The 19,775-nt window shown below is 65.1% G+C and carries 33 protein-coding genes; 31 read left to right on the forward strand and 2 right to left on the reverse strand.

Translation table 11 applies throughout. From position 1 onward, the window contains the following. Positions 1-136, forward strand: a 136-nt coding sequence (locus ACU5AP_RS11075; RefSeq protein ID WP_446680977.1) for an EF-Tu C-terminal domain-related protein, incomplete at its 5' end; no start/stop codon positions are given. Positions 137-288: 152 nt separating this feature from the next. On the opposite strand, the gene ACU5AP_RS11080 is transcribed toward ACU5AP_RS11075, so the two are convergent. Next, positions 289-453 (reverse strand): hypothetical protein, encoded by a 165-nt coding sequence (locus tag ACU5AP_RS11080; protein WP_003164362.1) that lies wholly within the window; start codon positions 451-453, stop codon positions 289-291. A 149-nt stretch (positions 454-602) separates the two neighbouring features. Between ACU5AP_RS11080 and ACU5AP_RS11085 the strand changes: the two genes are divergently transcribed. The 3 genes from ACU5AP_RS11085 to ACU5AP_RS11095 all read left to right on the forward strand — a co-directional run bounded on the left by ACU5AP_RS11085 (position 603) and on the right by ACU5AP_RS11095 (position 3,701). Then, on the forward strand, positions 603-1,760 hold the full coding sequence (locus tag ACU5AP_RS11085; RefSeq protein ID WP_112999352.1) for a GNAT family N-acetyltransferase: 1,158 nt from the start codon (positions 603-605) through the stop codon (positions 1,758-1,760). Positions 1,761-1,773: 13 nt separating this feature from the next. Beyond that, positions 1,774-2,703 carry a transcriptional regulator gene (locus ACU5AP_RS11090; protein ID WP_446681248.1) on the forward strand — a complete coding sequence of 310 codons (930 nt, stop codon included), beginning with the start codon at positions 1,774-1,776 and terminating at the stop codon, positions 2,701-2,703. Between the two features lie 101 nt (positions 2,704-2,804). Then, complete coding sequence (locus tag ACU5AP_RS11095; protein WP_003164364.1) at positions 2,805-3,701, forward strand: GIN domain-containing protein; 897 nt, start codon at positions 2,805-2,807, stop codon at positions 3,699-3,701. 155 nt (positions 3,702-3,856) lie between these two features. On the opposite strand, the gene ACU5AP_RS11100 is transcribed toward ACU5AP_RS11095, so the two are convergent. Beyond that, entirely contained in the window at positions 3,857-4,615 is a 759-nt protein-coding gene (locus tag ACU5AP_RS11100) for an outer membrane protein (RefSeq protein WP_003164365.1), read from the reverse strand. Positions 4,616-5,198: 583 nt separating this feature from the next. Between ACU5AP_RS11100 and rpsJ the strand changes: the two genes are divergently transcribed. The 27 genes from rpsJ (at position 5,199) to ACU5AP_RS11235 (ending at position 19,730) form a co-directional block, all read left to right on the forward strand. Then, complete coding sequence (rpsJ, locus tag ACU5AP_RS11105) at positions 5,199-5,504, forward strand: 30S ribosomal protein S10 (RefSeq protein ID WP_003164367.1); 306 nt, start codon at positions 5,199-5,201, stop codon at positions 5,502-5,504. A gap of 23 nt (positions 5,505-5,527) precedes the next feature. Continuing rightward, positions 5,528-6,271 (forward strand): 50S ribosomal protein L3, encoded by a 744-nt coding sequence (gene rplC / locus ACU5AP_RS11110; RefSeq protein WP_003164368.1) that lies wholly within the window; start codon positions 5,528-5,530, stop codon positions 6,269-6,271. Next, positions 6,271-6,909, forward strand: a complete 639-nt coding sequence (rplD, locus tag ACU5AP_RS11115) for a 50S ribosomal protein L4 (RefSeq protein ID WP_003164369.1) — start codon at positions 6,271-6,273, stop codon at positions 6,907-6,909. Before rplC ends, rplD begins: the two co-directional genes overlap by 1 nt. After that, positions 6,909-7,214 carry a 50S ribosomal protein L23 gene (locus ACU5AP_RS11120; RefSeq protein ID WP_003164370.1) on the forward strand — a complete coding sequence of 102 codons (306 nt, stop codon included), beginning with the start codon at positions 6,909-6,911 and terminating at the stop codon, positions 7,212-7,214. Before rplD ends, ACU5AP_RS11120 begins: the two co-directional genes overlap by 1 nt. A 4-nt stretch (positions 7,215-7,218) precedes the next feature. After that, positions 7,219-8,055 carry a 50S ribosomal protein L2 gene (rplB, locus tag ACU5AP_RS11125; RefSeq protein ID WP_003164371.1) on the forward strand — a complete coding sequence of 279 codons (837 nt, stop codon included), beginning with the start codon at positions 7,219-7,221 and terminating at the stop codon, positions 8,053-8,055. Between the two features lie 2 nt (positions 8,056-8,057). After that, positions 8,058-8,336, forward strand: a complete 279-nt coding sequence (gene rpsS, locus ACU5AP_RS11130; protein WP_003164372.1) for a 30S ribosomal protein S19 — start codon at positions 8,058-8,060, stop codon at positions 8,334-8,336. 3 nt (positions 8,337-8,339) lie between these two features. Next, positions 8,340-8,720: a 50S ribosomal protein L22 gene (rplV, locus tag ACU5AP_RS11135; RefSeq protein WP_003164373.1), complete on the forward strand. Its 381-nt coding sequence runs from the start codon at positions 8,340-8,342 to the stop codon at positions 8,718-8,720. Continuing rightward, entirely contained in the window at positions 8,720-9,466 is a 747-nt protein-coding gene (gene rpsC / locus ACU5AP_RS11140; RefSeq protein WP_003164374.1) for a 30S ribosomal protein S3, read from the forward strand. Before rplV ends, rpsC begins: the two co-directional genes overlap by 1 nt. A 6-nt stretch (positions 9,467-9,472) precedes the next feature. After that, positions 9,473-9,910, forward strand: a complete 438-nt coding sequence (rplP, locus tag ACU5AP_RS11145; protein WP_003164375.1) for a 50S ribosomal protein L16 — start codon at positions 9,473-9,475, stop codon at positions 9,908-9,910. Continuing rightward, complete coding sequence (rpmC, locus tag ACU5AP_RS11150; RefSeq protein WP_003164376.1) at positions 9,910-10,107, forward strand: 50S ribosomal protein L29; 198 nt, start codon at positions 9,910-9,912, stop codon at positions 10,105-10,107. Before rplP ends, rpmC begins: the two co-directional genes overlap by 1 nt. 10 nt (positions 10,108-10,117) lie before the next feature. Beyond that, positions 10,118-10,360: a 30S ribosomal protein S17 gene (gene rpsQ, locus ACU5AP_RS11155; protein WP_003164377.1), complete on the forward strand. Its 243-nt coding sequence runs from the start codon at positions 10,118-10,120 to the stop codon at positions 10,358-10,360. An 18-nt stretch (positions 10,361-10,378) separates the two neighbouring features. Then, positions 10,379-10,747 carry a 50S ribosomal protein L14 gene (gene rplN / locus ACU5AP_RS11160; RefSeq protein WP_003164378.1) on the forward strand — a complete coding sequence of 123 codons (369 nt, stop codon included), beginning with the start codon at positions 10,379-10,381 and terminating at the stop codon, positions 10,745-10,747. Positions 10,748-10,749: 2 nt separating this feature from the next. Beyond that, positions 10,750-11,058, forward strand: coding sequence for a 50S ribosomal protein L24 (rplX, locus tag ACU5AP_RS11165; protein WP_003164379.1), 309 nt, complete (start codon positions 10,750-10,752; stop codon positions 11,056-11,058). After that, on the forward strand, positions 11,058-11,615 hold the full coding sequence (gene rplE / locus ACU5AP_RS11170; RefSeq protein WP_112999349.1) for a 50S ribosomal protein L5: 558 nt from the start codon (positions 11,058-11,060) through the stop codon (positions 11,613-11,615). Before rplX ends, rplE begins: the two co-directional genes overlap by 1 nt. 19 nt (positions 11,616-11,634) lie before the next feature. Further along, positions 11,635-11,940 carry a 30S ribosomal protein S14 gene (gene rpsN / locus ACU5AP_RS11175; RefSeq protein ID WP_003164381.1) on the forward strand — a complete coding sequence of 102 codons (306 nt, stop codon included), beginning with the start codon at positions 11,635-11,637 and terminating at the stop codon, positions 11,938-11,940. 15 nt (positions 11,941-11,955) lie between these two features. Further along, complete coding sequence (gene rpsH, locus ACU5AP_RS11180; protein WP_003170021.1) at positions 11,956-12,354, forward strand: 30S ribosomal protein S8; 399 nt, start codon at positions 11,956-11,958, stop codon at positions 12,352-12,354. A 1-nt stretch (position 12,355) separates the two neighbouring features. After that, positions 12,356-12,889 carry a 50S ribosomal protein L6 gene (rplF, locus tag ACU5AP_RS11185; RefSeq protein ID WP_040345018.1) on the forward strand — a complete coding sequence of 178 codons (534 nt, stop codon included), beginning with the start codon at positions 12,356-12,358 and terminating at the stop codon, positions 12,887-12,889. A 3-nt stretch (positions 12,890-12,892) separates the two neighbouring features. Then, a complete protein-coding gene (gene rplR / locus ACU5AP_RS11190; RefSeq protein WP_003164382.1) occupies positions 12,893-13,249 on the forward strand; it encodes a 50S ribosomal protein L18 in 357 nt (118 codons plus the stop codon). 13 nt (positions 13,250-13,262) lie between these two features. Beyond that, positions 13,263-13,862: a 30S ribosomal protein S5 gene (rpsE, locus tag ACU5AP_RS11195; RefSeq protein ID WP_003164383.1), complete on the forward strand. Its 600-nt coding sequence runs from the start codon at positions 13,263-13,265 to the stop codon at positions 13,860-13,862. Positions 13,863-13,865: 3 nt separating this feature from the next. Beyond that, positions 13,866-14,060: a 50S ribosomal protein L30 gene (rpmD, locus tag ACU5AP_RS11200; protein WP_003164384.1), complete on the forward strand. Its 195-nt coding sequence runs from the start codon at positions 13,866-13,868 to the stop codon at positions 14,058-14,060. 163 nt (positions 14,061-14,223) lie between these two features. After that, complete coding sequence (gene rplO / locus ACU5AP_RS11205) at positions 14,224-14,817, forward strand: 50S ribosomal protein L15 (RefSeq protein ID WP_076224065.1); 594 nt, start codon at positions 14,224-14,226, stop codon at positions 14,815-14,817. A 148-nt stretch (positions 14,818-14,965) separates the two neighbouring features. Then, entirely contained in the window at positions 14,966-16,342 is a 1,377-nt protein-coding gene (gene secY, locus ACU5AP_RS11210) for a preprotein translocase subunit SecY (RefSeq protein ID WP_003164387.1), read from the forward strand. A gap of 26 nt (positions 16,343-16,368) precedes the next feature. Next, positions 16,369-16,932 (forward strand): adenylate kinase, encoded by a 564-nt coding sequence (locus ACU5AP_RS11215; RefSeq protein ID WP_003164388.1) that lies wholly within the window; start codon positions 16,369-16,371, stop codon positions 16,930-16,932. An 84-nt stretch (positions 16,933-17,016) separates the two neighbouring features. Next, a complete protein-coding gene (locus ACU5AP_RS11220) occupies positions 17,017-17,706 on the forward strand; it encodes an energy transducer TonB (RefSeq protein ID WP_128719791.1) in 690 nt (229 codons plus the stop codon). 141 nt (positions 17,707-17,847) lie between these two features. Beyond that, a complete protein-coding gene (rpsM, locus tag ACU5AP_RS11225) occupies positions 17,848-18,216 on the forward strand; it encodes a 30S ribosomal protein S13 (RefSeq protein WP_003164389.1) in 369 nt (122 codons plus the stop codon). Between the two features lie 16 nt (positions 18,217-18,232). Further along, positions 18,233-18,622, forward strand: a complete 390-nt coding sequence (gene rpsK, locus ACU5AP_RS11230; protein ID WP_003164390.1) for a 30S ribosomal protein S11 — start codon at positions 18,233-18,235, stop codon at positions 18,620-18,622. An 88-nt stretch (positions 18,623-18,710) separates the two neighbouring features. After that, a complete protein-coding gene (locus tag ACU5AP_RS11235) occupies positions 18,711-19,730 on the forward strand; it encodes a DNA-directed RNA polymerase subunit alpha (RefSeq protein ID WP_003164391.1) in 1,020 nt (339 codons plus the stop codon). Positions 19,731-19,775 lie beyond the last annotated feature (45 nt).

Below are 19,775 nucleotides of genomic sequence, written 5' to 3' on the forward strand. Positions count from 1 at the left end.
GATCATGCCGGGCGACAACGCCGAGCTGGACGTCGAGCTGATCACGCCGATCGCGATGGAAGAGAAGCTGCGCTTCGCCATCCGTGAAGGCGGCCGCACCGTCGGCGCCGGCGTCGTGGCCAAGATCGTCGAGTAATCGACGTCAGAATGGGCGAGGGCCTCGGTCCTCGCCAGTTCAACAGTAAGAGTAAGCGTAAGCGTACCGGCCTCAAGCAGCGCGAAAGCGCGGTAGGCCGTAGTAAAGCGTAACAGAGCGGCCCCCGGAGCGATCCGGGGGCCGTTTTGCTTTCAGTCGTTCGGCGCGCCGGTCGCGGGATCGGTTTCCGTGCGGCCGGAGTTGCTGCTGCCCTCGGCGCCCTTGGGCTCCGTAGCTGGGCGAGGCGGACTGCCCTCCTTGTCGGGACGCTGGTTCTCGTTCTCGGTTTCGCGGCTCTTGGGGCGTGGTTTCGTCATATGGACCTCCTGAAGGAGTTCAATGCGGTGTGGGCGGCGAAGCTCCGATCTTTTGTGCAAGGCGCCGAACGCTAACCCGGCCTCAAGGGCTTGGCCGTATGAGCGGGCGTTGGAACGGGACTTGCTGGGAACGTTCCGAAGGGAGCGTCATGTCGGGACCACTATCAGTAGAAATCCGCAACCTCGCCGAGCTGTCGGCCGAGGAGGGCGTCCAATGGAACAGGTGGGCGCGTGCGGACCCGGATCTGAGCAGCCCGTACTTCCGTTGGGAGTTCGCACGGACGGCCGGGCCGATCTGTCCCGGTTCGGCTGTCGCCGTCTTTAAACGGGACGGCCGCGTCGTCGGCTATTATCCGCATCAGCGCCGAGGCGGGACGGTTCAGCCCCTGGCCGCGCCCATGAACGACTATCATGGCGTCATCGGTCCGCGTGACGACAAGCCTTCGATGCAGGAGGCGGCGGCCCTGATCGGCGCGCCGCGCTTCGCCGCCGCCGCCTGGATCGGCGAGGCGCCGCAGACGATGCGGCGCAATCACAGCGTGGTCTCGGTGGTGCCCGAGGAGGGCGGATTCGACGCCTGGTACGCCCGGCGTCGGAAGGCCTTCCCGAAATATTTTAAGGACAAGGAGCGCTCTCGTCGTGGTCTGGACGGTGCGTTCAGAGCGGTCGAGATCGAGATCGGGCTGCATGACCACGCCCTGCTCAAACGCCTGATCATCGAGAAGAGCGAACAGTACCGGCGCACGGGACATCACGACATCTTCGCCTGCGGGTGGACGGAACAGGTGCTTCACGCCCTGATGGACTGCCAGGGCGAGGACGGCTTCGGCGCCTCCATGGCTGTGCTGCGCGTGGACGGGCGGGTTGTCGCCATGGAGTATTCCATGCACGCTGGGCGTCATTTCCACCTGTGGTTCCCGGTCTATGAGCAGGAGGTCGCGCGCTGGTCGCCCGGCATCGTGCTGACGCAGGAGACGATCCGGCTGGGCTCGGAACGCGGCTATCGCATCTTCGATTACGGCGTCGGCGTCGGCGGCAACTACAAGAAATACTACGACGACGGGGGCCTTGTGACCGCCGAAGGCGTTGTGGCTCGACCAGGCGTCGGCAACGCGGCGTGCGCGACGGCCAGCGCGGCCCTGGGCGTGCTCGGTCACGCGCGGGCGGAGCGGCTGCGTCTCAGCACGCGGCGGCGTTGGTCCGTGATCGAGGCGTGTGAGACAAGCCTGGCCGGTCAGGCAGCGGGCGCGCTGCGCGCCGCAGCCGACATGGTCCGGAAACAAAAAGCGGCCGGCTCGGCCGATTGATGAGGAGAGCGGTATGACGGCTTCCATGACGCGCTACGCGGGCCCGATCACCCAGGCCGAGGTCCACCCTCATGCCCTGGTCGCCGACGGATTCGCCGAGGATCAGGCCCTGGCCGAGGTGCTGGACCGCTATCCGGCCGACCTGTTCGACATCAACCTGTATGACTACGACGACGAGGGGCAGGTCAGCCTGCGGACCGGCTCGCGCGGACGCCTGAACGGCGCCGAACTGCTGGAGGCGATCCAGCAGGGCCGTCTGTGGGTCAATATGCGCAAGGTCGAGCAAGGCTGGCCCGAGCTGTGGCGCGCGGCCATGATCGATTTCGACCGCATTCTGGGCGGCTATGGACTGAAGGCGGCCAGCGCCAGCGGGCAACTGATCCTGTCGTCGCCCAAGGCGCGCGTGCCCTATCATTTCGACGCCGGCGGGGTGGTGCTGTTCCACATGCGCGGGCGCAAACGCCTGTTCGTCTATCCGGGCGACGAAGTCCATCTGCCGGAACGCAGCATGGAGCAGGTCGTCACCCGTCAGACGACCGAAGAGATTCCCTATCGCCGCGCCTTCGAGGACGACGCCCGCATCGTCGACCTTGAGCCGGGACAGGCGCTGACCTGGCCCTTCTATGCGCCGCATCGGGTCGAGAACCTGGATCGGTTCTGCGTCTCCCTGTCGGTGGAGTTCCAGAGCTGGCCGTCGCGCATTCGCAACGGCGCCCTCTACACCAACGCCTTCCTGCGTAGCCGGGGAGGGGAGCCGCGCGCCACGGACCGCATGAGCAAGCCCGAGCTGGCCGCACGGTGGGCCGCGTCGGTGGCGCTGAAGCGCACAGGCCTGATGAAGAGCCGCATCGCCACGTTCGAGCGGGATTTCGAACCCGCTCTTGGCGCGACGGATGGCGCCGCGACCTTGGCTCCCGATCGTGCAGACGGTTCCGCCACCTGAGGGGGGCTTAGGTTAAAAGGGGTTCATGACCTCGATTTAAACTGACTTTGCGGGGCGCGGCCCTCAGTTTCTCCTGGACACAGAGACAGGGAGACCCGCTGATGAAACCCGCTGCAATCGCCGCCGCCATGGGAAGCGCGCTGGCTGCATCCGCCGTTCTGGCGGCGCCGGCCATGGCTGAGGACGTGACGATCCGCAACGCGGTGGCGCGCGTCATCGTCATCCCGGAAGACCGTTCCGACGTCGGCGTCGAGATCACGCAAGGCTCGGCCGGCCTGCCGGCGCTTCGCATCGAACGCCGAGGCGCGCAGGTCCGCATCGACGGCGGTCTGGGGCGCGGGCGCGGCATGAGCTTCAACGGCGGTCAGATCGGCTCCTGCAACAACGGTCCCGCAGGCGCGCGCCAGCCGGGCGAAGGCGCGACGGTCGAGGTGCGGGGCAAGGGGCGAATCCGCATGGAGGACGCTCCTCTGATCGTCCTGCGCACGCCGCGCGACGTCGAGGTCAGCGGCGGCGGCGCCATCTTCGGTTCGGTCGGCCGCGGCGCCCGGTCCGTCGAGCTGGGCAATGGAGGCTGCGGTTCCTGGACGGTGGCCAATGTCGACGGCGACGTGGATCTGTCGGTCGGCGGTTCGGGCTCGATCAGGGCCGGCACGTCGCGCAATCTGGAGGCCGCCGTGGGCGGGTCCGGCTCGGTCTTCGCCGGCGCCACGGGCAAGCTGGACGCCAGCGTAGGCGGTTCAGGCAGCATTGATGTGGCGCGTGTGGACGGCGAGACCCGCATCGCCATCGGCGGATCCGGCGACGTGCGGGTGCGCGGCGGCCGCGCCTCGACCCTGGAGGTCTCGATCGGCGGCTCCGGCGACGTAAACTTCGGCGGAACGGCGGGCGACGTCTCGGCGGCCATCGCCGGATCGGGCGACGTGCGTGTGGCCCAGGCCACGGGCGCGGTTTCGCGCTCGATCGTGGGATCAGGGGATCTGCGCATCGGCCGCTGACGCCGAAAAGTCCCTGAAGGAGAAGGCCCGGGAGCGTGGAACCCCTCGGGCCTTTTTCGTGCCTGGAGCCATGAGGGTCCGGCAAACAAAAACCCCGGCGGATCGCTCCGCCGGGGTTTCGTTGATCCGTGCGGTCCGAAGACCGCGAAGATCGATTAGTTGCCGAACAGGGCGGCCACGCCGTTGTGCGTGCGGCCCAGGTTGGCGCCGGCTTGGTCGCGGGCTTGCAGACCGCCGCCGAAGCTGTAGCGCATGCCGATCTTGAAGACGTTGGCGTCGACGTCCAGGTCCGAGGACTTGACGTAGTCGTAGCCGCCGAAGACCGAGTACGGGGTGTCGGCGAACTGGTACTCAGCAGCCACGCCGGCCGACCAGGCGTCCACGTCGCCGGCGCCGATGAAGATGTTGTCGGCGTCGACGTTGGTGTAGGCGGCGCCGCCGCTCAGGCGCAGTTGCGGCGTGGCGTAGAAGGCGGCGTCGCCGGCCACGGTCCAGATGTCGGCGTCAGCCGCGGTGCCGTACGAGACGACGCCCGTCAGGGTGGCGCGGTCCAGGTACTTCTGGCCTTCCAGACCGAAGGTGTTCAGCGTGGTGTTGCCGAATTCCGAAGCGCCGTAGAAGCCGCCGAAGCGCATGTCGTCGATCTTCTTCGACAGGTGCACGGCGCCGGCCAGGGTGGTTTCGTCGCCGGCGTGCTTGACGTCGGTGTAGGCGGCTTCAGCGTTGAAGGTGACGGTCCAGTCGCCGAACACCGACGAAGCGACCGTGCCGTCGATGACGCCGCGGTTGACGTCTGTGCCTTCGACGTCGGCGTAGTTGTAGGCGATGCCGACCGAGCCGATGGCGTCTTGAGCGAAGGCGGGAGCGGCGATCAGGGTCGCGGCGGCGACCGAAGCGAGAAAGACGGTTTTCATTTTTTTGTCCTTATATACTGCCGCCGGGACAGCTTGGCCGCTCCGGCGATGGGCAACATAGGTCGCCCTTTTGCCTTTTGCCGTTACAAACGTGTCATGAACTCGTCGTCATTGGCTGATGTTGCCCAAAAGAGACGCATTAAGGCATAACTGCGTCAGTATACGGAGCGCATTGCGGCGGCGCCTTTCTGCGGCGTTCATCTGGCCGTTTTCCCGCCTCAGACCCTAACGGTCGGCCCGTGTTATGTTGCATTGCAGCGGGCGAAGAGGGGTGTCGGCGGCGTGAGTCGCAAACCCTGACGGGGCGGGGATTTCCGCGCTTGACGGAAACGGAATCGGAAGGCATAAGCACCCCTCTTGTTGGACCGGCTGTGCACTTTCGGGTGCAGACGCGGTCCGCAGGGACGACCTAAGTTACTGTTCTTTGCAGCTTCTTGGGAACTTACGGCCTTCGCGGGGGACTGCGTGGGCCGCTCGTTTTTGCGGATTTGCGTTTCCTGGGGGCGAGTGATCGCTCTGAGGCTTCGGTCTTTGAAATGGTTCACAGGGACGCGGCTCCGGCCGCATGGGAATAACAACCGATATGGATCAAAGCATCCGCATCAGGCTCAAGGCCTTCGATCACCGCGTCCTCGACTTTTCGACGCGCGAAATCGTTAACACCGCCAAGCGCACGGGCGCGACCGTTCGTGGTCCGATCCCGCTGCCGACCCTGATCGAAAAGTTCACCGTGAACCGCTCGCCGCACGTCGACAAGAAGTCGCGCGAGCAGTTTGAAATCCGCACGCACAAGCGCGTGCTCGACATCGTCGACCCCACCCCGCAGACCGTGGACGCGCTCATGAAGCTCGACCTGTCCGCCGGCGTGGACGTCGAGATCAAGATCTAAGAAAGAAAGAGGCGGGATCCGACATGCGCACGGGCGTGATCGCCAAGAAGCTGGGGATGACCCGCGTGTTCGCCGATGACGGCGCACACGTTCCGGTCACTGTGCTCCAGCTCGACGGCTGCCAAGTCGTCGGCCAACGTACCAAGGAGCGCGACGGTTACGTCGCCCTTCAGCTGGGCGCTGGCGTTAAGAAGGCCAAGAACACGGCCAAGGCTCAACGCGAAGTCTTCGCGAAGGCTGAGGTCGAACCTAAGGCCTATGTAACCGAGTTCCGCGTGGGTGAAGACGCCCTGCTGGACGTGGGCGCCGAACTGTCGGCCGACCACTTCCTTGCGGGCCAGAAGGTCGACATCCAGGGCCATACCATTGGTAAGGGCTTTGCCGGCGCCATGAAGCGCTGGAACTTCGGTGGTCTGCGCGCCTCGCACGGCGTGTCGATTTCGCACCGTTCGCATGGTTCGACCGGCCAGCGTCAAGATCCGGGCAAGGTCTTCAAGGGCAAGAAGATGGCTGGCCATCTCGGCCAGGAAGTCGTCACGACCCAGAACCTGACCGTCGTCCGCGTCGATGCTGAGCGTGGCCTGATCCTGATCAAGGGCGCTGTCCCGGGTCACGACGGCGCCTACGTCAAGATCAGCGACGCCATCAAGAAGGCCCGTCCTGCGGACGCCCCGTTCCCGGGCGCCGTGAAGTCGGCCGCTGCTCAACCCGCTTCGACCCCGGCTGAAGCGCCGGCCGTGGAAGCGACCGAAGGCGGTGAAGCGTAATGAAACTCTCGGTCATCAAACTCGACGGCAAGGCTGCTGGCGACGTTGAGCTGTCGGACGCCGTCTTCGGCATCTCCGACATCCGCGGCGACCTGCTGGCCCGTTACGTCAACTGGCAGCTGGCCAAGCGCCGCGCCGGTACGCACAAGGTTCAAACCCGCAACGAGAACTCTCGTACGGGCAAGAAGATGTACAAGCAGAAGGGCACCGGCGGCGCTCGTCACGGTTCGCGCCGTGCGCCGCAGTTCGTCGGCGGTTCGCGCGCCTTCGGTCCGGTTGTCCGCGACCACGGCTACTCGCTGCCGAAGAAGGTCCGCGCCCTGGCCCTGCGTCACGCCCTGTCGTCCAAGGCCAAGGCCGGCGACCTGGTCGTCGTCGACAGCGTCTCGGTCAAGGAAGCCAAGACGGCCTCGCTGCGCGAGACCTTCGGCAAGCTGGGCTGGACCAAGGCTCTGATCATCGCGGGTCCGGAAGTTGAAACCAACTTCGGCCTGGCCGCGCGCAACATCCCGCACATCGACGTGCTGCCGAACGCCGGCCTGAACGTCTATGACATCCTGCGGGCCGACAAACTGGTGCTGACCAAGGCGGCTGTTGAAGCCATCGAGGCGCGCTTCGCTGAGAAGGAAGCCGCATAATGGCCGCCGCTCAACCCACCGCCAAGCACTACGACACCATCCTGGCTCCGGTGATCACCGAGAAGGCCACGATCCTGTCGGAGCAGAACAAGGTCGTCTTCCGCGTCGCCGGCACGGCGACCAAGGACGAGATCGCCGCTGCGGTCGAAAGCCTGTTCAAAGTCAACGTCCTCAAGGTCAACACCCTGGTTCAAAAGGGCAAGACCAAGCGCTTCCGGGGTATCCTGGGCCGTCGCGTGGACATCAAGAAAGCGATCGTGACGCTGGCCGAAGGCCAGTCGATCGACGTCACGACGGGGCTCTAAGAAGATGGCTCTGAAGCATTACAATCCGACGTCGCCGGGCCGCCGCGCCCTGGTGCTGGTCGACCGTTCCGAGCTGCACAAAGGCCGCCCGGAGAAGTCGCTGACCGAAGGCCTGACCAAGTCGGGCGGTCGTGGTCAGGGCGGTCGCATCGCTGTCCGCTTCCGCGGCGGCGGCGCCAAGAAGCTGTACCGCAAGATCGACTTCAAGCGTCGCAAGTTCGACGTGGTCGGGACGGTCGAGCGTCTGGAATACGACCCCAACCGCACCGCCTTCATCGCCCTGGTTGTCTACCCGGACGGCGAGAAGACCTACATCATCGCGCCTCAGCGCCTTCATGCCGGCGACACCATCGTTGCGGGTGAGAAGGTCGACGTGAAGCCGGGCAACGCCATGCCGCTGCGCTCGATCCCCGTCGGCACCATCATCCACAACGTGGAGATGAAGCCGGGCAAGGGCGCTCAGCTGGCCCGTTCGGCCGGCGCCTACGCTCAACTGGTCGGTCGCGACCAGGGCTACGCTCAGATCCGTCTGGGCTCGGGCGAGCTTCGCATGGTTCTGGACGGCTGCATGGCCGTTGTCGGCGCCGTGTCGAACCCCGAGCACATGAACCAGAACCTGGGCAAGGCGGGCCGCAAGCGTCACATGGGCTGGCGTCCGCACGTCCGCGGCGTCGCCATGAACCCGATCGACCACCCGCATGGTGGTGGTGAAGGCCGGACCTCTGGTGGTCGCACCCCGGTTACGCCGTGGGGCAAGGACACCAAGGGCACCCGTACCCGCAAGAACAAGGCCACGGATAAGTTCATCATCCGTAGCCGTCACGTGAAGAAGGCTCGCTAAGAATGGCCCGCTCCTCCTGGAAAGGCCCGTTTGTCGACGGGTATCTGCTCAAGAAGGCCGACGCCGCTCAATCGTCGGGCCGCAAGGACGTGATCAAGACGTGGTCGCGCCGCTCCACCATCCTGCCGCAGTTCGTCGGTCTGACGTTCGGCGTCCACAACGGCCAGAAGCATGTGCCGGTGTCGGTCTCCGAAGAAATGGTCGGCATGAAGTTCGGCGAGTTCGCCCCGACCCGGAACTTCCCGGGCCACGCGGCGGACAAGAAGGCCAAGAGGAAGTAATCCATGGCCCAGACCAAGAACCCCCGTCGCGTTGAAGCGACCGAGGCCCGCGCCAAGCTGGTCAACGTCCGCATCAGCCCGCAGAAGCTGAACCTGGTGGCCGCGTCGATCCGCGGTCTGCCGGTCCAGAAGGCGCTGAACGAGCTGGAATTCAGCCACAAGCGCATCGCTGGCGATGTCCGCAAGGTTCTGTACTCGGCGATCTCGAACGCCGAGAACAACCACAACCTCGACATCGACAACCTGGTTGTCGCCGAGGCCTTCGTGGGCAAGAACCTGGTGATGAAGCGTTTCGCGAGCCGCGCTCGCGGTCGCTCCTCGCGCATCCTGAAACCCTTTAGCGAGATCACGATCGTGGTCCGTGAAGCCGGCGAGGCTGCCTGATGGGACAGAAAATCAATCCGATCGGTCTGCGCCTCGGCGTGAACCGCACGTGGGACAGCCGCTGGTTCGCCGGCGGCGCTGACTACGCCAAACTGCTCCACCAGGATCTGAAGCTGCGCACGTGGCTGAAGGAACGCCTGTCGGCCGCCGGCGTGTCGCGCATCATCATCGAGCGCCCCCACAAGAAGTGCCGCGTGACGATCTACGCCGCCCGTCCGGGCGTCGTGATCGGCAAGAAGGGCGCTGACATCGAGAAGCTCCGCAAGGACATCTCGGCCCGCACCGAAGGCGAAGTTCACCTGAACATCGTCGAAGTCCGCAAGCCGGAGACCGACGCTCAGCTGATCGCCGAGAACATCGCTCAGCAGCTGGAACGCCGTATCGCGTTCCGCCGCGCCATGAAGCGTTCGATGCAGTCGGCCATGCGCCTGGGCGCCAAGGGCGTCCGCATCAACGTCTCGGGCCGTCTGGGCGGCGCCGAAATCGCTCGTATGGAATGGTACCGCGAAGGTCGCGTGCCGCTTCACACGCTGCGCGCCGACATCGACTACGGCTTCTATGAAGCCAAGACGACCTACGGCATCATCGGCGTGAAGGTCTGGGTGTTTAAGGGTGAAGTGCTCGAGCACGACCCGATGGCCCAGGACAAGCGTTGGGCCCAGGAAGCCTCGGGTCCGTCGTCCAACGAAGGCCGTGAGCGCGGCCCCCGCGGTGATCGCGGTCCGCGCCGTGGTCGTGAGGGCTGATAGGCCATGCTGCAACCGAAAAAGACCAAGTACCGCAAGGCCTTCAAGGGCCGCATCCACGGCTCGTCCAAGGGTGGTTTCTCGCTGAACTTCGGCTCCTACGGTCTGAAGGCCGTCGAGCCGGAGCGCATCACGGCGCGTCAGATCGAAGCGGCTCGCCGCGCGATCACCCGTCAGATGAAGCGTCAGGGCCGCGTCTGGATCCGCATCTTCCCGGACGTGCCGGTCTCCGGCAAGCCGGCTGAAGTGCGGATGGGTAAGGGCAAGGGCGCGGTGGACCACTGGGCCGCTCGCGTGGCCCCGGGCCGCATCATGTTCGAAATCGACGGCGTGCCGGACGACGTGGCTCGTGAAGCGCTGCGCCTCGGCGCCGCCAAGCTGCCGATCCGCACCAAGGTGGTCACTCGCCTGGACGCCGGCATCGTTACGGAGCAAGCCGCCTAATGACCAAGATCGCCGATCTCCGGTCGCAAACCGTCGACCAACTGTCCGACGAGCTGCTGAAGCTCAAGAAGGAACAGTTCAACCTGCGCTTCCAGGCCGCCACCGGCCAGATGGAAAAGACCCACCGGGTCTCGGAAGTGCGCAAGGACATCGCTCGCATCTCGACGCTTCTGCGCGAGAAGCGTGCGGCCTCGTAAGGAAACACCGATGCCCAAACGCATTCTTGAAGGCGTGGTCGTCTCCGACAAGGGCGACAAGACCGTCGTCGTGAAGGTCGAGCGCACCCTGCTGCACCCGCTGCTCCGCAAGACGGTCCGCAAGTCCAAGAACTACCACGCCCACGATGAAGCTAACGCTCTCAAAGTCGGCGATATCGCGCGCATCATCGAATGCGCCCCCAAGTCCAAGTTGAAGCGCTGGGAAATCATTTCCCCGTCTTCGGCTTCGTAAGAAGAAGGATCGGATCCCATGATCCAGATGCAAACTAACCTGGAGGTCGCCGATAACTCGGGCGCCCGCCGGGTCATGTGCATCAAGGTGTTGGGCGGCTCCAAGCGCCGCTACGCCTCGATCGGCGACACCATCGTCGCCTCGGTGAAGGAAGCGATTCCGCGCGGCCGCGTGAAGAAGGGCGACGTCGTTCGCGCCATCGTCGTGCGCACCGCCAAGGACATCCAGCGCAAGGACGGCTCTGTCATCCGTTTCGACAAGTCGGCCGCCGTCATCGTCAACAAGCAGAACGAGCCTGTCGGCACCCGTATCTTCGGCCCGGTTCCGCGCGAGCTGCGCGCCAAGAACCACATGAAGATCATCTCGCTGGCTCCGGAGGTTCTGTAACCATGGCCGCCAAGATCAAGAAGGGCGACAACGTCGTCGTCCTGACCGGCAAGGACAAGGGCCGCACCGGCAAGGTGATGCAGGTTCTGCCGACGGAAAACCGCGTCGTCGTGCAAGGCGTCAACATGGTTCAGCGCCACACGCGCCCGACCCAGGCTGACCCGCAAGGCGGCATCAAGCACAAGGAAGCCTCGCTTCACCTGTCGAACGTCGCGATCGTCGACGCCAACGGCAAGGCGACCCGCGTGGGCTTCAAGGTCGAAGGGGACAAGAAGGTCCGCTTCGCCAAGTCGACGGGAGACGTCATCTGATGGCCGACACCAAGTACACGCCGCGTCTCAAGACCGACTATCAGGACCGCATCCGCGGCGTCCTGAAGGAAAAGTTCGGCTACACCAACGAGATGCAGATCCCCAAGCTGGACAAGATCGTCCTGAACATGGGTATCGGTGAAGCTGTCGCCGACTCCAAGAAGGCCAACGCGGCCCTCAAGGATCTGACGGCCATCGCCGGTCAGAAGGCTGTGCCGACCAAGGCTCGTAACTCCATCGCCGGCTTCAAGCTGCGCGAAGGCATGGTCATCGGCGGCAAGGTCACGCTGCGCGGCGCCCAGATGTACGAGTTCCTGGACCGCTTCATCACGATCGCTCTGCCGCGCGTGAAGGACTTCCGGGGCCTGAAGGGCACTTCGTTCGACGGTCGCGGCAACTACGCCACGGGTCTGAAGGAGCACATCGTGTTCCCGGAGATCAACTACGACCAGATCGACCAGATGTGGGGCATGGACATCGTTGTCTGCACCACGGCCAAGACCGATGAGGAAGCCAAGGCTCTCCTCACCGAGTTCAAGTTCCCGTTCGTGAACTGATCGGGAAGGGAAGAGAACAATGGCTAAGAAAAGCGCCGTAAACCGCAACGAAGCCGTCAAGGCCCTGGTTGCGAAGTATGCCGCGAAGCGGGAAGCCCTGAAGGCCACCGCCAACGACGAGAGCCTGCCGCTGGAGGAGCGCTTCGACGCGCGCCTGAAGCTGGCTGCCCTGCCGCGTAACTCCGCACCGACCCGCATTCGCAACCGTTGCGAAGTCACGGGCCGTCCGCGGGCTTACTACCGCAAGCTCAAGATGAGCCGTGTCGCCCTGCGTGAGCTGGGCAACATGGGTCAGATCCCCGGCCTGACGAAGTCGAGCTGGTAAGGGGAGCGAACAGACATGATGATCAACGATCCCCTGAGCGACATGATCGCTCGCATCAAGAACGCGGCCACCCGCAAGCGTTCGTCGGTGCTCACCCCGGCTTCCCGTCTACGTCAGCGCGTCCTCGACGTGCTGCAGGACGAAGGCTACATCCGCGGCTACTCGCTGGTTCAAAACCCCGGTGAGTTTCCGCAGTTCGAGATCGAGCTGAAGTATTTCGACGGCCAGCCGGTGATCGCCGAGATCGCCCGCGTGTCGAAGCCCGGCCGTCGCGTCTATTCGGCCATCGGCGATCTTAAGCCGGTCAAGAACGGCCTCGGCATCTCGATCCTTTCGACTTCGAAGGGCGTCATGTCCGACGCCGCCGCTCGCGACGCTAACGTCGGCGGCGAAGTCCTCTGCAGGGTCTACTGATATGTCTCGTATCGGCAAGAAAACCATCGCTGTGCCGAAGGGCGTGACCGTCACGCTCAACGGTCAGGACATCACCGTGAAGGGTCCGAAGGGCGAACGCTCCTGGACCGTCGCCGAAGAGATCGAAGTCAAGCAGGAAGGCGACGAACTGTCGCTGACCCCGCGTTCGGACACCCAGCGCGCTCGCGCCATGTGGGGTCTGTCGCGCACCCTGGTCGCCAACATGGTGACCGGCGTGACCGACGGCTTCGAGAAGACCTTGGAACTGGTCGGCGTCGGTTACCGCGCCGCCCTGAAGGGCAAGGATCTCTCGCTGCAGCTCGGCTTCTCGCACGACGTGGACATCGTTCCGCCGGAAGGCATCACCTTCGCCGTGCCGAAGCAGACCGAGATCAAGATCTCGGGCAACGACAAGCAGGCTGTGGGCGAAATCGCCGCCGTCATCCGCAAGATGCGTCCGCCGGAACCCTATAAGGGCAAGGGCGTGCGCTACCAGGGCGAGTTCGTCCGGCGCAAGGAAGGCAAGAAGAAGTAAGTCATGGCTCTCTCTCTTCAACAACAAGCCAAGCGCCGCGCCGAGCGCACCCGTCGTCGCCTCAAGGCGGTGGCCAATGGTCGTCTGCGTCTGTCGGTCTTCCGCTCGGACAAGAACATCTCGGCTCAGATCATCGACGATGCCCAGGGCATCACGGTGGCTTCCGCCTCGTCGCTGGAAGGCGGCAAGGGTTCCAAGGGTTCGGACGTCGCAGCCGCCGCCAAGATTGGCAAGCTGATCGCCGAGCGCGCCATCGAGAAGGGCGTCACGGACGTCGTCTTCGACCGTGGCGGCTACATCTATCACGGCCGGGTCAAGGCGCTGGCGGAAGCCGCGCGCGAAGCCGGTCTGAACTTCTAAGGGAACGGCAAGCATGGCTCGTGAACCCCAACGCGGCGGCGGCGATCGCAACCGTCGCGACAACCGCAACGCTCCCGTTGAAGGTCCGGATTCGGACATCATCGAGAAGCTGGTGCACATCAACCGCGTCGCCGCCACCGTCAAAGGCGGCCGCCGGTTCTCGTTCGCGGCCCTGATGGTCGTCGGCGACGGCAAAGGCCGCGTCGGCTTCGGTCACGGCAAGGCGCGCGAAGTGCCGGAAGCCATCCGTAAGGCGACCGAAGAAGCCAAGAAGACCATGATCAAGGTTCCGCTGCGCGAGAACCGCACCCTGCACCACGACGGCTCGGGCCGTTGGGGCGCCGGCAAGATCATGATGCGCGCTGCCCCTCCGGGCACGGGCGTCATCGCGGGCGGTCCGATGCGTGCGGTCCTCGAAACCCTCGGCGTCCAGGACGTCGTGGGCAAGTCGACCGGCTCGTCGAACCCCTACAACATGATCCGCGCCACCTTCGAAGCTCTGAAGGTTCAGTCGTCGCCGCGCCAGATCGCCTCCAAGCGTGGCAAGAAGGTGTCCGACCTGATGGGCCGCCGCAATGACGGCGCTTCGGCGCCGGAAGCCGTGGAGGGCTGATAGATGGCCAAGACCGAAAACAAGACTGTGACCGTCCGTCAGACGGCGAGCCCGATCCGCCGCAAGTCGGATCAGCGCGCCACCCTGGTGGGCCTGGGTCTCAACCAGATCGGCCGTGAGTCGACCCTGGAAGACACCCCCTCCGTCCGTGGGATGATCGCCAAGGTCGCTCACATGGTGGAAGTGGTCGAGAAGTAAGACGGTTCGCCCTCTCCCGTTCGCGGGGGAGGGCGTTTCGCTTTATGAAGGAAGCATCTTGCGATGCTGACGCGGGTCGCTTAATCAGCGGCCCTTCAATTTATCCAACGCCGAGTCAGGACCGCCTGGCGGACCTGGCGCTAGAACCCGAAAGGATCAGGCAATGAAGCTGAATGAAATCCGTGACAACGAAGGCGCCGCCAAGAAGCGTATGCGCGTCGGCCGCGGCCCGGGCTCGGGCAAGGGCAAGACCGCCGGTCGCGGCGTCAAGGGTCAGAAGTCGCGTTCGGGCGTCGCCATCGGCGGCTTCGAAGGCGGCCAGATGCCGCTATACATGCGTATGCCGAAGCGCGGCTTCAACGTGCCGAACGCGCCGAAGCTGGCTGAAGTCAACCTGTGGCGCCTGCAAGAGGCCGTCGACGCCGGCAAGCTGGACGCCAAGGCTGAGATCAACGGCGCGGCCCTGGTCGCCGCCGGCGTGATCCGTCGCGTCAAGGACGGCGTGCGCGTCCTGGGCGAAGGCGAACTGAAGGCCAAGCTGAACCTGGTCGTGTGGTCGGCCTCGTCGGGCGCCGTCAAGGCGATCGAAGCCGCCGGCGGCTCGGTCACCCAGCAGCGCATCGAAGCCGAAGCCAAGGCTGCGGCTCGCCTCGAAAAGCGCAACGCCGCTCGCGGCAAGGCGCCGGAACCCAAGGCTCCGAAGGGCGACGCCAACAAGATCTCGGCTCGCGCCAAGCGCACCGCCGCCAAGGCCTAAAATCCGATATCGTCATCCCGTCGGGGGCGCGGCTTTCGCGCCTCCGCCGGGATCGTCCGGACCGGGATGACGATTTTCCGAAAGCGGCCCTCGCAAGAGCGCCGCTTTCCGCCTATCTGACGACGGGCATAGTCGTGGGGACCGCCTGATGGCTTCGGCCGCTGAACAACTTGCTGCCAATATGAACATGGGCTCGTTCGCGAAAGCGACCGAGCTGCACAAGCGCCTGCTGTTCACGCTGGGCGCGCTGCTGGTCTATCGGATCGGCACCTATGTTCCGATCCCTGGGATCAACGGCGAGGCCTTCCTGGCCTTCTTCCAGAACCCGGATGGCCAACGCGGCATCCTGGACATGTTCAACATGTTCTCGGGCGGCGCCGTCGAGCGCATGGCCGTGTTCGCGCTGAACGTCATGCCCTACATCTCGGCGTCGATCATCGTCCAGCTGATGGGCGCGGTGTATCCGCCGTGGGAGAAGCTGAAGAAGGAAGGCGGCGAGTCGGGCCGCAAGCAGCTGAACCAGTACACCCGCTATCTGACGGTGTTCCTGGCCCTGGCCCAGTCCTTCGGCATTGCGGTGGGCCTGAACGCCCAGCCGGGCCTGATCGACCAGCCGGGTCTGTTCTTCATTATTTCGACGGTCACCGTCCTGACCGGCGGCACCATGTTCCTGATGTGGCTGGGTGAGCAGGTGACGGCGCGCGGCGTCGGCAACGGCATCTCCCTGATCATCTTCGCGGGCATCGTGGCGGTTCTGCCGTCGACGGTGGCGCGGATGCTGGGCCTGGCCCAGCAGGGGCAGATGTCGGCCTTCACCCTGCTGTTCATCGCCATCATGGCGGTGGCGGTCATCGTCTTCATCGTCTTCATGGAACGCGCCCAGCGCCGCCTTCTGATCCAGTATCCGAAGCGCCAGGAAGGCAACCGCATGACGGGCGGCGAGCGCAGCTTCCTGCCGCTGAAGGTCAACACCGCGGGCGTGATCCCGGCCATCTTCGCCTCGTCGCTGCTGATGCTGCCGACGACGGTGGCCCAGTTCACGGCCAATGCGAACCTGCCGGACTGGATGAGCTGGCTGCCCCTGGTGACGGCTCAGCTGACGCACGGCCAGCCGGTGTTCATGATCCTGTACGCCGTCCTGATCGTCTTCTTCTGCTTCTTCTACACCTCGATCACCTTCAACCCCGAGGACACGGCCGAGAACCTGCGCAAGTACGGCGGCTTCCTGCCGGGCATCCGTCCGGGCAAGCGTACGGCCGAGTATCTGGACTATGTCCTGACGCGCCTGACGGTGATCGGCGCCGCCTACATCACCGCCGTCTGTCTTCTGCCGGAGTTCCTGGTCAGCAGCCTGGGCAACAGCCTGTACTTTGGCGGAACGTCTATCTTGATCGTGGTCTCGGTGACGATGGACACTGTCGCCCAGATCCAGTCGCACCTGCTGGCGCACCAGTACGAAGGGCTGATCAAGAAGGCCAAGTTGCGCGGCCGTGGCCGGGGCGGTTCCGCTCCTGTCCGTCGCTGATCGGGTAGGGGAGCCCGGAATATAAAATGAACCTGATCCTGTTCGGGCCGCCTGCGGCCGGCAAGGGCACCCAGGCCAAGCGGCTGGTCGAAGAGCGGGGCATGGTCCAGCTTTCGACCGGCGACATGCTGCGCGCGGCGATCGCTTCCGGCTCGGAGCTGGGACTGAAGGTCAAGGACGTGCTGGCGCGCGGCGACCTCGTCACCGACGAGATCGTCATCGCCCTGATCGAAGCCCGCCTGCCGGAGGCCGAGGCCGCCGGCGGCGCCATCTTCGACGGCTTCCCCCGTACGGTGGCTCAGGCTGAAGCCCTGGACGCCATGCTGGCCAAGCGCGGCGCCCAGATCGACAGCGTCATCCGCCTGAAGGTTGACGACGCCGCCCTGACCGACCGTATCGGCAAGCGTTTCGCCGAGCAGGGCCGGGCGGACGACAACCCCGAGACCTTCAAGGACCGCCTGGCCGTGTACAACCGCCAGACCGCGCCGTTGCTTCCCTACTATACAGACCAGGGCAAGCTGACCGAGGTCGACGGCATGGGCGACATCGCCTCCGTGGCCGCCGCTATCGACGCGGCGCTGGACGCCTGAGCGGACACGCGGTCTGATCCCCTCGACTTCTGAAGCGTTAGCGTTCGGAAGCCTGCGTGGGAGAGACGGTTGCGGCCGAAACGAATGAAGCAATGGCGCTGGGGCGCAGGCGGGCTGGTGGCCCTTCTGCACCTCGGCGCCTTTGTGCTTTTGGGCGTAGGGCGGCCCGAGGCGCCTTTCGTGCCGCCACAGCCGCTCATCATTGTCGATCTGGTCCGGCCTGAGCCGGTCGCACCGCCGCCGCCTCCGCCAGAGCCTGCGGCGTCCCAGGGCGGCGGCGCCCCAGCGGCGCCGTCGGTCGTGCGCCCGGCGCGTCCTCGTCCTGAACCGCCCAAGCCGGAAGTCACGCCGCCGCCGCGTCCTGCCCCGGAGCAACCGCTGGTGATCGGCGTTGCGCCTGAACCTGGCCCGACGCCTGGTCAGGGGCAGGGCGGGCAGGGGACCGGCAGCGGGGGCGGCAGCGGCTCGGGCGTCGGCTCTGGCGTGGGAGACGGCCCGCCGCGCATCATTCGCGGCCCCACGGTGGGCGAGCTGCGGACGCTGCATCCGCGCGAGGCCTTCCGTCAGCGGCGCGGCGGTCAGGCGACGCTGGCCTGCCGGGTTCGCCTCGACACCACGCTCAGTGATTGCCGCCTGGTCGACGAATCGCCGCCGGGGATGGGATTCGGTCAGGCGGCCCTTGCGGCCTCGCGTTATTTCCGCTTTCGTCCTCCGACGCAGAACGGAGCGCCGATTGATGGTCGAGAGGTCCGGGTGGGGGTCGAATGGCCCTGAGCCAGCCTGCTCACGGCGCTTGCCCGTTGACGCATCGGGAATCCCCTGTATAAGGGCGGCCTTCCGCGAAGGGCGTACACGCTCCTGGTCTGTTGACCGGAGCGGTTTCTGCGTCTGATTAACGCGTACTTGGAGAATTTCGTGGCCCGTATCGCAGGCGTCAACATTCCGACCAACAAGCGCGTTGAAATCGCGCTTCAGTACATCCACGGCATTGGCGCGCACAACGCCAAGGAAATCACGGCCAAGATCGGCATCGAGCCGGCTCGCCGCGTGAACCAGCTGACCGACGCGGAGATCCTGCAGATCCGCGAAACCATCGACCGCGACTACACCGTCGAAGGCGACCTGCGCCGCGAGACGTCGATGAACATCAAGCGCCTGATGGACCTGGCCTGCTACCGCGGCCTGCGCCACCGTAAGGGCCTGCCGGTCCGCGGCCAGCGCACCCACACCAACGCTCGCACCCGCAAGGGTCCGGCCAAGCCGATCGCCGGCAAGAAGAAGTAAGAGAGAGGCCTGACCGATGGCTAAGGAACCGGGTCGCGTTAAGCGCCGCGAACGCAAGAACATCACCTCGGGCGTGGCCCACGTGAACGCTTCGTTCAACAACACCATGGTGACCATCACCGACGCTCAAGGGAACGCGATTTCCTGGTCGTCGGCCGGCCACATGGGCTTCAAGGGCTCGCGCAAGTCGACGCCGTACGCCGCTCAGATGGCTGCGGAAGACGCTGGCAAGAAGGCCGCCGAGCACGGCGTCAAGACGCTGGAAGTGAACGTCTCGGGTCCGGGGTCGGGCCGCGAGTCGGCTCTGCGCGCCCTGCAGGCCGTCGGCATGACGATCACGACCATCCGCGACGTGACGCCGATGCCGCACAACGGCTGCCGTCCGCCGAAGCGCCGTCGCGTCTAAGGTTCACGCCGCCTACCCCTTCTCCCGGCGGCTCCTGTTGTTCTGAACGTGAGAACACGGAGCCGTCGAAACCCGTTCGAGGGACTTTATGATCGAAAGAAACTGGCAAGAGCTGATCCGTCCCGAGAAACCGCAAGTCGAGGGCGGGTCTGACCCGCAGCATAAGGCGCGTCTGATCGCCGAGCCTCTCGAGCGCGGTTTCGGTGTGACGCTCGGCAACGCGCTTCGTCGCGTTCTGCTGTCTTCGCTTCAAGGCGCGGCGGTCACGGCCATTCAGATCGACGGCGTTGTTCACGAGTTCTCGTCGCTGGAAGGCGTTCGCGAGGACGTGGTCGACATCGTTCTGAACATCAAGCAACTGGCCCTGCGCATGCACGCGGAAGGCCCGAAGCGGATGACGCTGCGCGCCACGGGTCCCGGCCCGGTGACCGCGGCTCAGATCGACCTGCCGGCCGACATCGAGGTGCTGAACCCGGATCACGTGATCTGCACCCTGGACGATGGCGCTTCGGTCCGCATGGAACTGACGGTCCAGAACGGCAAGGGCTACGTCGCCGCCGAACTGAACCGCCCGGAAGACGCCCCGATCGGCCTGATCGCCGTCGACGCCCTGTATTCGCCGGTGAAGCGCGTCGCCTATCGCGTCGAGCCGACCCGTCAGGGCCAGTCGCTGGACTACGACAAGCTGATCCTGGAAGTCGAAACCAACGGCGCCGTCTCGCCGGTTGACGCTGTGGCTTACGCTGCGCGCATCCTGCAAGACCAGCTGCAGATCTTCATCACCTTCGATGAGCCGACCAAGGCTGTCGAGCAGTCGGACGGCAAGCCCGAACTGCCCTTCAACCCGTCGCTGCTGAAGAAGGTGGACGAGCTGGAGCTGTCGGTCCGTTCGGCCAACTGCCTGAAGAACGACAACATCGTCTACATCGGCGACCTGATCCAGAAGACCGAGGGCGAAATGCTTCGCACCCCGAACTTCGGCCGCAAGTCGCTGAACGAAATCAAGGAAGTTCTGGCGTCCATGGGCCTGAGCCTCGGCATGGACGTGCCGAACTGGCCGCCGGAAAACATCGAAGATCTGGCCAAGAAGTTCGACGACCAGATCTGATCATCAACCCTCCGCCCAGGTCCGTTGGATCGGTTGGGGCGGTTA

The sequence above is a fragment of the Brevundimonas sp. RM1 genome, from assembly GCF_052907225.1.